Origin of the sequence: Shewanella sp. Shew256, assembly GCF_002196695.1 — a bacterium.
Lineage (GTDB): Bacteria > Pseudomonadota > Gammaproteobacteria > Enterobacterales > Shewanellaceae > Shewanella > Shewanella mangrovisoli.
In genome coordinates this window covers 224535-236452 of record NZ_NAJR01000003.1, presented here as the reverse complement: position 1 = coordinate 236452, position 11918 = coordinate 224535, and the positions used below count along the sequence as shown (strand labels likewise).

Sequence of the window (11918 nt, the reverse complement as noted above, 5' to 3'; positions counted from 1 at the left end):
GCAACTCCGAGGGGATGGTATACACATCACATTTCGAGTAGACATTGACTACTCATAAAAGTTGACTGTATTCATCAATTGCTCACTAAAGTTAAATATCTCATCTAAGTTATTAATTGGATGCCTTGTTTCATTCTTTTCAGCATCTAAAAGGCCTAGATATTTCTGCTTTGCATTAAAATGTAATCTACAGAGTGGTTTACGGTTGTTATCATCAAGCAATATACCGAAATAACTTTGTGTATCCCTAGCAACAACACGACTCAAATCAACCTTCTGTCTTAGGATAGCTTTGATAATGTTATAACCTTCAACCTCTTCTTCTGTCGTTATTACTTTATTCTTTTCTTCCTCGGGAGTTGAAGGTACATCGGCTTGTGGTACCTCAGTTAACTTATCATTATTTAATGCTGTTTTTATTCTTTCATTAATGCTATCACTCAAAAACTGCATCAAAGCTTTTTGCGTTATATCATGAAATTGTTGCTTCACTTTTGGTGTTAAAGTACCTTCATACGTTCTTGAAGCAAAAAATCTTACAAACTCTTCCTCTGGCTCTTTGAATTGCTCAGCCACAATTTTCTTTATTTGACTGAGGTACTTTAACTCTCCAGCGCTACTTACAATAGAATCAATATTAAATACAGATTTAGCGAGTTTCCTAACTTCTGGAATAATATGTTCGTCTATATCTTCTAAATCAAATTTCAAAAATGGCTTTTCATCCATTTTATTTGGAGCATCGGAGTCAGTAAATATTTGATATTCTGAACCGTTAGTAAGTATTGCAAGACGGGCATTAGTAACTGAAAAATACCTAAATAATTGCGAAGCATGTTTAATTGTAAGCTTTTCACCATATTTCTTACATTCTATGAGTATTTGAACCTCTCCATCCTTCATCAAAGCGTAATCAACTTTTTCACCCTTTTTGTTTATCGTATCAGCAGTAAACTCTGGAATAACTTCCGTTGGGTCGTATACATCCCATCCTAATACTTTATCTAAGAAAGGCATAATTAAGGCGTTTTTTGTAGCTTCCTCAGTCTGTAAATTGCTTTGAATTTGTGGAATACGTTTTGCTAAAACATTTATACGTTCAATAAAATCCATCTTATTGGCCTCATAGTTTGACTCAGTAAACAAACATAGCCTATATCAGAACGTTGTACCAAAAAATCAACATTGATCACTTTGCGCACACTTTAGGTTTATAAAAATCAAATGTTCGAGACGAGTAAGCTATTCTCTTTTGAAAAATTTACAGCCGAACACAAAACAAGAGGTATACACCTTCCCCTGCGAAGTTGCTGAAGGGCGTTGAAGGAAATCGCGTGAGCGAGGCATGGATGCCGAGTTAGCTTTCGGGGTACAGGATGTACCATCGGAAGCGTTAGCGATTTTCGAATAAGCACGAAGCCAGTCTCTAATGCATGTAACTTCGCTAGGGCGGCAAGGGAGATCCAAGAGGGGATTGCTGTTGATCCCCTCTTGGTCGGGTGTGGGGTGAAGCCCCACGACTTTGACTTTGATTTTGAGATTTGAAAGCCCAAACGAATTTTGGACACTAAATTAGTCTCAGTCATCAGAGAGTAAACCTTTGTGCAAATGCAAATAACGCAAACAACTATCCCAAGGCTTTAGTCAAAGCCGAAACAACATTGGTATTAACTGCCAACTCTGCGTAAACTTTCGCTCCCATGTTTTTATTGGTGTTGCGATGACCATTCTTAAGCCTTCTACTTCCCCAGAGCCTTCTCCTGAGTCGTTAACCTTTGCTGAGCTTGGCATCAATTCGGCGTTATGTTCGGTATTGCCTGCCGGGCTCAAGCATCCGACACGGGTGCAGCAATTAGCGATTCCGGCGATTCTTGCGGGGCGAGATGTGTTAGCGCTGTCGCAAACCGGTAGCGGTAAGACCTTGGCTTTTGGTTTGCCCTTGCTGCAAGCCATCCATCAACAACTCGAGTCAGTGTCATCCTCGGCCAGCAATGCGCAGGCCTTAGTGCTAGTGCCGACACGGGAGTTAGCGCAGCAGGTAACGATGGCGCTGCACGCGCCGGCGAGTAAGTTATCGTCTTCTTTGAATATTCAGCTTCTCTGTGGCGGCATCGCGCAGGAAGAACAATTAGTTGAACTCACCGCTAAACCGCAGCTTATCGTGGCAACCCCTGGGCGGTTATTGGATTTATGCACACAGTCCCATATCAGTCTCGACTCGATTAAATACCTAGTGTTAGACGAAGCCGACCGCTTACTGGAAATGGGATTTTGGCCAGATGTGCAAAAGCTGATGGCAATGATGCCTAAGCGTAAGCAAACCTTACTGTTTTCTGCCACCTTGCCAGAGGCTTTAGATTCTTTGGCGGGTAAATTGCTGACCAATAATCCCCAACGGGTTGAGGCCAGTACGCGCAATGCTGTCGCCGCCGACATCGAAGAGCGACTGTATTTAGTCAATAAGGGCAGCAAGGCGCAGGCATTGATTGCATTACTCAAACAGTATCGATGGCCGCAGGTGCTGGTGTTTATCAGTGCCCGCGACGATGCGGATGCGATAGCGAAACGGCTACTTAAGGCGGGGATAAATGCTGCTGCGCTGCACGGCGAAAAAGATCAAACCGTGCGCAGTCAAACCTTATCCGACTTTAAAGCACATCGCATTCATGTGCTGGTGGCGACGGATTTAATGGCCCGAGGTATTCATGTCGATGCCTTGCCTGTGGTAATCAACTTAGACTTACCCACCAGTGCGCCTGTGTATGTGCACCGCATTGGCCGCACCGCAAGGGCGGGCGCTAATGGGCTCGCCATCTCTTTGGTGTGCCATGGTGAAATGCCAAGCTTAACCGCAATCCGCAACTTGACGGCGCGTGAGTTACCGTTAGCATCATTGGCGGACTTTCCTGTGACCGATAAGCCGAGCGAAAGAGTCAGAGAGGACGGTACTGATAATAAAGTGGCACCTAAGCGCCCACCTCGGGATAAACAGGCAAATCGTCGCAGTCTTAATAAGCACAGCATCAAAGCCTTTAAAGGTAAGCGTTGAGAGAGCCTGCGCTGCTATCCCTAAATTGCTAGCACTTATTGGCTGCTGTTTACCTGTGTGCTTATTCATATTAGAAGCTTACTCACATTAGAGGCTTACTTACATTAGAGGCTTACTCAGATTAAAGGATCCGGCATGGCGTCGACATTGACTATAGGTAACGCACTTCAGCACATAGTAAATCACGGTTTAACCACCCAACGTTTTACGCTTCGGCCATTTCAGCGAGCGGATCTCGAGGCTTTTACCGCCTATCGAGCCGAGCCTAAGGTAGCCAAATATCAAAGCTGGACGGATTACTCCTATAGCGATGCTGTCGCGTTATTCGAGAACATGGATTACGCACAATTTGGCGCGGCGGACACTTGGTTTCAATTGGCGATTGTCAGCGCGGCATCAGCAGAGACGCCTGCTACCTTAGTGGGCGATTTGGCGCTGCATTTTATCGATGAGCAGCAAATGGAAATCGGCTTTACGATTGCGCCTGAGTACCAAGGTCAGCAGGTTGCATTTGAGGCCGTCAGCGCATTGCTGGATTATCTCTTTGTGGAATTAGATAAGCATCGTGTTATTGCGATAACCGATACTCAAAATCTTGCCAGCTGTCGATTACTCGAAAAACTCGGTTTTCGGCGCGAAGCCCATTATGTGAAAAATATCTTCTTTAAGGGCGCATGGGGCGATGAATACCTCTATGCCATGTTAAGGGAAGACTATATTGCACCTTAACGGGCTCGAAGCTTCCTCGTGCTGTAAAGCAAGTTCTGAATGTCGTTTGGCTTCTGCTTGCTATCTCAGTAAAATCTTAATCATGATTAGCTAGGTTCGGCCTCGTTCGGATTAAGGAGTTCCCTATGAAAGCAACAACACTCGCCTTAGTGGCGGTTGGACTCACGTTAGTATTATCGGGCTGCGCGACCACTAAATCGCCCACGGGGCGGGGGCAAACCTTGCTGTATTCGGCGTCACAGATGCAGCAAATGGGGGATGCTTCTTTTGAAGAAATGAAAAAGCAGCAAAAGATCAGTAGCGATAAAAAGCTGACTCAGTATGTAAATTGCGTGGCGAATCGCGTCACCGCTGTGCTGCCCGATCAAAGCCAGAAGTGGGATGTCGTCTTGTTCAACTCCGAACAAGTTAACGCCTTTGCATTGCCGGGCGGACACATTGGCGTGTATACCGGCTTACTTAACGTCGCGAGTACCCCGGACCAACTGGCGACCGTATTAGGCCATGAAGTGGCCCACGTATTAGCCCAACACGGTAATGAACAGGTCTCTCGGGCGCAGATGACGGGCATGGGGATGCAAATCGCCGATGCTGCCCTTGGCGCGAGCGGCGTATCAAACCGTGACTTATATATGTCGGCCTTAGGACTGGGCGCGCAGGTCGGGGTGATTTTACCCTTTGGTCGCGCTCAGGAGAGTGAGGCGGATGTGATGGGGCTGGAGTTGATGGCGCGGGCAGGGTTCGACCCCGCGCAGAGCGTGGTGCTTTGGCACAATATGTCGAAAGCGGGCGGTAGCCAAGGGCCAGAGCTGTTATCAACGCACCCATCCAACAGCAACCGCATCGCCCAACTCGAGCAATTACAGGGGCAAATGCAGCCTTTGTATCAGAGCGCAAAGGCGAGTGTTAAAAACCAATGCGTGTTGCCTAAATAGCCATTCAGTGCGTGGCGATTGTTTAGATGCAGGCCTTATCTTGCCGCAATTAGGCGCTATTGCTGGATAAATACGCATCGGTTACGTAAAATCGCCGCCAAAGTTAAATAAGCAGTCAGTTTATCAGCATAGGGCGTGGAACTATGATAAACTGGCGCGCAAAATTCCATTGAACATTGAGAGTCGTTAATTATGTCTGATAAATTCAGTACTGTTGAACAGCAAGCAAGCTATGGTGTAGGTCGTCAAATGGGCGAGCAACTGGCTGCTAATTCTTTTGAAGGTGTTGATATTGCTGCCGTTCAAGCAGGTTTAGCCGATGCATTTGCTGGCGTTGAAAGCGCTGTATCTATGCAAGATATGCAAGTTGCATTCACTGAGATCAGCCGTCGCATTCAAGCGGCTCAAGAGCAAGCTGCAGCAGAAGCTTCTGCCGAAGGCGAAGCCTTTTTAGCTGAAAACGCTAAGCGTGCAGGCGTGATCGTGACTGACTCTGGTCTGCAATACGAAGTATTAGTTCAAGGTAGCGGTGCAAAACCAACCTACGAAGACACAGTACGTACTCACTACCATGGTTCTTTCATCAATGGTGACGTGTTCGACAGCTCTGTAGTTCGTGGTCAACCAGCTGAATTCCCAGTATCTGGCGTTATCGCTGGCTGGACTGAAGCCCTGCAACTGATGCCAGTTGGTACCAAGTTAAAGTTATTCGTTCCACATCACTTAGCATACGGTGAGCGTGGTGCGGGTGCTTCTATTCCTCCATACTCAACGTTAGTATTCGAAGTCGAGTTATTAGACATCGTCTAATGTGATCGAAACGCCTAAGCCAGTCTTAGGCGTTTTTGTATGGAAGTGATGAACAGGTTTGAGGAGATTGAAATGGGTGGACAAGTGAGAGTTGCAATTGTCGGTGCGGGTGGACGCATGGGACGGACTCTTATTGAATCGGCTTATCATCAAGAGCACATTCGCTTAGGTGCCGCCATTGAGCGTCCCGGTTCAAGCTTAGTTGGCGTGGATGCGGGTGAACTCGTGGGTGTGGGTAAGTTAAATGTCATTATCATGGATTCGCTCGACTATGCGACCGATGACTTTGATGTGCTGATTGATTTTACTGCGCCAGAGGCCAGTATTGTCCATTTAGACTGGTGTGTGCGCCATAAGAAAGCCATGGTGATTGGCACAACTGGTTTCAATCATGCTCAAAAAGAACAGATCAATGCCTTTGCCGAGCAGACGCCGGTAGTGATGGCGCCGAATATGTCTGTGGGCGTCAATCTGATGTGGAAATTGCTCGAGTTGGCCGCTGAGGTCATGGGCGATTACACCGATATCGAAATTATCGAAGGTCACCACAGATATAAGAAAGACGCGCCATCTGGCACGGCATTAAAAATGGGTGAAGTGATTGCCAAGACCTTAGGTCGTGATCTCGAAAAATGCGCTGTTTATGGCCGCGAAGGGATCACTGGTGAGCGCGACCGTGAAACTATCGGTTTTGCGACTGTGCGCGCGGGTGACTTAGTCGGTGAGCATACCGCCATGTTTGCCGATATCGGTGAGCGTTTAGAGATCACCCATAAAGCCTCTAGTCGTATGACCTTTGCTAATGGCGCTATGCGTGCCGCCTATTGGTTAGTGGAGCAAAAACCGGGTCTGTATGACATGCAGCAGGTATTAGGTTTGAATTAACAGAAAAAACGCCATATTGGCGTTTTTTTTTGCACTCAGATGCCAAGGTGTAGACGAGTTTGGATTTATCCTGTAAACTCGCTGGAATTTGTCAAAATTTCGTAAATAAGCGGAAATTGGTATCTTAACATAGCATAAAAACATTATATTTCAGTGGCTTGGCTCTTTATGGAGGTCGCGTTGACAAAGTCTGCCTTACTCGTACTCGAAGATGGAACCGTATTCACTGGCACAGCAATTGGTGCCGATGGTCTCTCTGTTGGTGAAGTTGTTTTTAACACTTCCATGACAGGATACCAAGAAATTTTAACTGATCCCTCTTATTCACGCCAAATAGTAACTTTAACCTACCCCCACATTGGTAACACTGGTACCAATAATGAAGACGTCGAATCCAATGGGGTTCATGCTTGTGGTTTAATCATTCGCGATCTTCCACTCGTAGCAAGTAGTTTCCGCAATCAGCAAACCCTCAGTGATTATCTCAAAGCAAACAATGTTGTTGGCATCGCAGATATCGATACTCGTAAATTAACTCGAATCCTCCGTGAAAAAGGTGCCCAAGCGGGTTGCATCATGGCAGGTGCTGACTTAGATGAAGCGAAAGCACTGGCTGCGGCTAAAGCCTTCCCAGGTTTAAAGGGCATGGATTTAGCAAAAGAAGTGACGACTGACAAAGCTTACCCATGGCGCAAGGGTAGCTGGCGTTTAGTGGGCGGCTTGCCTGAAGATACGCCAGCCGAAGCGCTGAAGTACAAAGTCGTTGCCTACGACTACGGCGTTAAGCAAAACATCCTGCGTATGTTGGTTGACCGTGGCTGTGACGTCACCGTTGTTCCGGCAAAAACATCGGCTGCTGAAGTGTTAGCGATGAACCCAGACGGTGTGTTCCTCTCTAACGGTCCTGGCGACCCAGAGCCATGCGACTACGCGATTGAAGCGATTCAACAAATCCTGAAAACCGATACGCCAATTTTCGGTATCTGTTTAGGCCACCAGTTACTGGCATTGGCATCAGGCGCGAAAACCTTAAAGATGAAGTTTGGTCACCATGGTGCTAACCACCCAGTGAGCAATATCGAAAAAGGTAACGTGATGATCACCAGCCAAAACCACGGTTTTGCTGCCGATGAAGCCACATTACCTGCCAATATCAAAGTGACCCACAAGTCACTGTTCGATGGTTCACTGCAAGGTATCCATCTGACGGACAAGCCAGCGTTCAGCTTCCAAGGTCACCCAGAAGCGAGCCCAGGTCCGAACGATGCGGCCCCACTGTTCGATCACTTTATCGAGCTTATTGAACAATACCGTCAGAACGCTAAGTAATACGCAAGCTAGGAGAAGAGAGAAGCAATGCCAAAACGTACAGATATAAAGAGTATTCTTATCCTAGGTGCAGGCCCAATTGTTATTGGTCAGGCGTGTGAATTCGACTATTCAGGCGCTCAAGCCTGTAAAGCCCTGCGTGAAGAAGGTTACCGCGTCATTCTGGTGAACTCTAACCCTGCCACCATTATGACCGACCCTGAAATGGCCGATGCCACTTACATCGAGCCAATCCAATGGGAAGTGGTACGTAACATTATCGCCAAAGAACGTCCTGATGCGATTCTGCCAACCATGGGCGGTCAAACCGCGCTGAACTGCGCCCTTGAGCTTGAAGCCAAAGGCGTACTGGCTGAATTCAACGTTGAAATGATCGGTGCAACCGCCGATGCGATTGATAAAGCAGAAGACCGTAGCCGCTTCGACAAAGCCATGAAGAGCATTGGCTTAGAGTGTCCACGCGCGGGCATCGCCCACAGCATGGAAGAAGCCTATGGTGTACTCGACCTCGTTGGTTTCCCTTGTATTATCCGTCCATCATTCACTATGGGTGGCTCGGGCGGTGGTATCGCCTACAACAAGGAAGAGTTCGAAGAAATCTGTTCTCAAGGTTTAGATTTATCGCCAACTAAAGAGCTACTCATCGACGAGAGCTTAATTGGTTGGAAAGAATACGAGATGGAAGTGGTTCGTGACCGTAACGACAACTGTATCATCGTCTGTTCTATCGAAAACTTCGACCCAATGGGCGTGCACACTGGTGACTCTATTACCGTTGCCCCAGCGCAGACCCTAACTGACAAAGAATACCAACTGATGCGTAACGCTTCTATGGCGGTACTGCGTGAGATTGGTGTTGAAACCGGTGGTTCGAACGTACAGTTTGGTATCAACCCGAAAGATGGCCGTATGGTGATCATCGAGATGAACCCACGTGTATCGCGTTCATCGGCACTAGCGTCTAAAGCAACTGGCTTCCCGATTGCGAAAATCGCCGCCAAGTTAGCGGTCGGTTTCACCCTCGATGAGCTGATGAACGACATCACTGGCGGCCGAACCCCAGCGTCATTCGAGCCAGCCATCGACTACGTCGTGACTAAAGTACCTCGCTTTAACTTTGAAAAGTTTGCTGGCTCAAACGACCGCTTAACCACTCAGATGAAATCAGTGGGCGAAGTCATGGCGATTGGCCGTACTTTCCAAGAGTCACTGCAAAAAGCCCTGCGCGGTTTAGAAGTGAGCCGTCACGGTTTTGACCCCATCACTGACTTAACCAAACCCGATGCCTTAGCGCGTATTCGCCTCGAGCTGAAAGAGCCAGGCTGTGACCGTATTTGGTACATCGCCGATGCTATGCGTGCGGGTTTAACGCTGGATGAAATCTTCCGTTTAACCAACATCGACCCATGGTTCTTAGTTCAGATTGAAGAGCTGATTAAGCTGGAAGGCCAAGTGGCCGAAGGTGGTTTAGCCGGTCTTAACGAAGAGCTGCTGCGTAAGCTTAAGCGTAAAGGTTTTGCCGATGCGCGTCTGGCGGCGGTCCTTGGCGTAAACGAGACTGAAGTCCGTAAACTGCGTGACCGTTTCGACATTCACCCAGTTTACAAGCGCGTAGATACCTGCGCGGCTGAATTTGCTACTGATACTGCTTACATGTACTCAACCTATGAGGAAGAGTGTGAAGCGAACCCATCAGACCGTGAGAAAATCATGGTGTTAGGTGGCGGTCCAAACCGTATCGGTCAAGGTATCGAATTCGATTACTGCTGTGTGCACGCGGCATTAGCACTGCGTGAAGACGGTTATGAAACCATCATGGTGAACTGTAACCCTGAAACCGTTTCTACCGACTATGACACCTCAGATCGTCTGTACTTCGAGCCTGTTACTTTAGAAGACGTGTTAGAAATCGTTCGTATCGAGAAGCCAAAGGGCGTTATCGTACAGTACGGTGGTCAAACTCCGCTGAAACTGGCTCGCGCCCTTGAGGCGGCGGGTGTGCCCATTATTGGTACTAGCCCAGATGCGATTGACCGTGCAGAAGACCGTGAGCGTTTCCAGCAAGCGATTCAACGCTTGGAAATGAAGCAACCTGAAAACGATACCGTCACCACAGTTGAAGGTGCTGTGATTGCCGCTGAGCGTATCGGTTATCCGCTGGTTGTTCGTCCATCCTACGTACTGGGCGGCCGCGCGATGGAAATCGTTTACGACCAACAGGATTTACTGCGCTACTTCAACGAAGCGGTCAGCGTATCTAACGCTTCGCCAGTACTGTTAGACCACTTCCTAGACGATGCTATCGAAGTGGATATCGACGCAGTATGTGACGGTGAAACCGTAGTTATCGGCGCGATTATGGAGCATATCGAGCAGGCGGGGGTTCACTCAGGTGACTCTGGTTGTTCACTGCCTCCTTACACCTTAAGCCAAGCAATCCAAGACGAAATGCGCATGCAAGTGCGTAAGCTTGCGATGGAGCTGGGTGTTGTCGGTCTGATGAACGTACAGTTTGCCGTGAAGAATAACGAAATCTACATGATTGAAGTTAACCCACGTGCTGCGCGTACCGTGCCATTCGTATCGAAAGCGACAGGTGTGCCGTTAGCTAAGATTGCCGCCCGTGTGATGGCGGGTCAAAGCTTGAAGGCGCAAAACTTCACTCAAGAAGTTATCCCACCTTTCTACTCAGTGAAAGAAGTGGTACTGCCATTTAACAAGTTCCCTGGCGTTGACCCACTGTTAGGCCCTGAAATGCGCTCAACAGGTGAGGTGATGGGCGTGGGCGATACCTTCGCCGAAGCCTATGCTAAGGCGCAGTTAGGTGCGACTTCTGAAGTGCCTAAGTCTGGTCGTGCTCTGTTGTCTGTGCGTAACAGCGACAAGAAACGTGTTGCCGACTTAGCCGCTAAGTTGATTGAGCTGGGTTATCAAATCGATGCCACCCACGGTACTGCGGTTATCCTAGGTGAAGCGGGTATCAACCCACGCTTAGTGAACAAGGTACATGAAGGCCGTCCACACATTCTTGACCGCATCAAGAACGGTGAGTACACCTACATAGTGAACACCACCGAAGGCCGTCAAGCGATTGAAGACTCTCGTCAATTACGTCGCGGTGCACTGCGTTACAAAGTGAACTACACCACGACCATGAACGCGGCATTCGCCACTTGTATGGCGCACGCTGCGGACGACCGCACTAACGTGACGTCAGTGCAAGAGCTGCATCAGCGCGTATTGGCTAAATAAGCCATAAGCCTCTGTCATCAAAAGGCCGGATAACTTAAGTTATCCGGCCTTTGTTTTTGCGTTCAAAAACTTACGCTCAAAATTTATTGCCCAATGCGCTCGGTTTCCATTGGCGGCGCATCATTGGGCAACCAGTGGTGATAAATTTGTGCAAAGGTGCCATCGGCCTTAATGCTGATAAGTGCCTCTTTCCATTTATCGATTTCTTCACTTGGCGTTCCCTTCGAAAATGCAATGTACAGATGATTCGCACTGATAGTGTAGAGGGATTTGACATCATCAATACTTGCGCCCGCTTCGGCGAGAATACTTGGGGCGGTAAGATTGGCGTTGCACCAGAGATCGATTCGGCGCTTCATCAGTTGCTTAGCACTCAGTAGTGGTGTCGATGAGGGGGCTAGATTCGTCAAACCATGCTCCATTAATAATTGTTCCTCAACAGAGGAGCGATACACTCCTACGGCTTTAGCCTGTTTAGCATCATCAATCGAGCGAATGTTGAGTTGACTGTTTTTGAGTGCGTAGAAGTTTGTCGTGCCAACGGCGACTGGGCCTATCATACTAAACAGCTGTTCTCGCTCGGGGGTACGAGTCATAGTAAACAGCACTGTATTAGCTTGTTCCGTCATGATTTTCCAGCCGCGTGCCCAGGGCACCACCTTGATGGGATCCTGATTATTCACGCGCTTTTGGATTTCTTGCACCACTTGTACCGCTAAACCATCGGGTTTGCCGTCGACGGAAAAACTAATGGGGGCCCATTCTTCGGTATAAATATTCAGTGTGGCTGCTACGCGCAAGGGAAAGGCGCCAACGGTGAGTAATAGCAGTAGGCCTGTGAAAAATTTCATTAATAACCCTAAAAAAATTAGAACGTTATATTAGAGTCTCACGGCGTGCTCTGAATGAATTAAAGATGATAAGTGTAC

Annotated in this window: 9 protein-coding genes; 7 read left to right on the top strand and 2 right to left on the bottom strand. The window is 47.9% G+C overall.

What is annotated here, in order from left to right:
- Positions 1 to 48: 48 nt before the first annotated feature.
- Positions 49 to 1113, bottom strand: coding sequence for a type I restriction endonuclease (locus tag B5P39_RS06775; protein WP_088210917.1), 1065 nt, complete (start codon positions 1111 to 1113; stop codon positions 49 to 51).
- A gap of 607 nt (positions 1114 to 1720) precedes the next feature.
- Here B5P39_RS06775 and B5P39_RS06770 point away from each other — a divergent pair.
- The 7 genes from B5P39_RS06770 (at position 1721) to carB (ending at position 10989) form a co-directional block, all read left to right on the top strand.
- On the top strand, positions 1721 to 3049 hold the full coding sequence (locus B5P39_RS06770) for a DEAD/DEAH box helicase (RefSeq protein ID WP_088210916.1): 1329 nt from the start codon (positions 1721 to 1723) through the stop codon (positions 3047 to 3049).
- A 135-nt stretch (positions 3050 to 3184) separates the two neighbouring features.
- The gene (locus tag B5P39_RS06765; RefSeq protein WP_088210915.1) at positions 3185 to 3778 is read left to right on the top strand and encodes a GNAT family N-acetyltransferase; all 594 of its coding nucleotides are present in this window, start codon (positions 3185 to 3187) and stop codon (positions 3776 to 3778) included.
- A 125-nt stretch (positions 3779 to 3903) separates the two neighbouring features.
- On the top strand, positions 3904 to 4713 hold the full coding sequence (locus tag B5P39_RS06760; RefSeq protein WP_088210914.1) for a M48 family metallopeptidase: 810 nt from the start codon (positions 3904 to 3906) through the stop codon (positions 4711 to 4713).
- Positions 4714 to 4905: 192 nt separating this feature from the next.
- Entirely contained in the window at positions 4906 to 5523 is a 618-nt protein-coding gene (locus B5P39_RS06755; RefSeq protein WP_011716091.1) for an FKBP-type peptidyl-prolyl cis-trans isomerase, read from the top strand.
- A 72-nt stretch (positions 5524 to 5595) separates the two neighbouring features.
- Positions 5596 to 6408, top strand: a complete 813-nt coding sequence (dapB, locus tag B5P39_RS06750) for a 4-hydroxy-tetrahydrodipicolinate reductase (RefSeq protein WP_088211136.1) — start codon at positions 5596 to 5598, stop codon at positions 6406 to 6408.
- A gap of 168 nt (positions 6409 to 6576) precedes the next feature.
- Positions 6577 to 7737, top strand: a complete 1161-nt coding sequence (gene carA / locus B5P39_RS06745) for a glutamine-hydrolyzing carbamoyl-phosphate synthase small subunit (protein WP_088210913.1) — start codon at positions 6577 to 6579, stop codon at positions 7735 to 7737.
- A 27-nt stretch (positions 7738 to 7764) separates the two neighbouring features.
- Positions 7765 to 10989 (top strand): carbamoyl-phosphate synthase large subunit, encoded by a 3225-nt coding sequence (gene carB / locus B5P39_RS06740; protein WP_088210912.1) that lies wholly within the window; start codon positions 7765 to 7767, stop codon positions 10987 to 10989.
- 83 nt (positions 10990 to 11072) lie between these two features.
- On the opposite strand, the gene B5P39_RS06735 is transcribed toward carB, so the two are convergent.
- The gene (locus tag B5P39_RS06735; protein ID WP_088210911.1) at positions 11073 to 11840 is read right to left on the bottom strand and encodes a substrate-binding periplasmic protein; all 768 of its coding nucleotides are present in this window, start codon (positions 11838 to 11840) and stop codon (positions 11073 to 11075) included.
- Positions 11841 to 11918 lie beyond the last annotated feature (78 nt).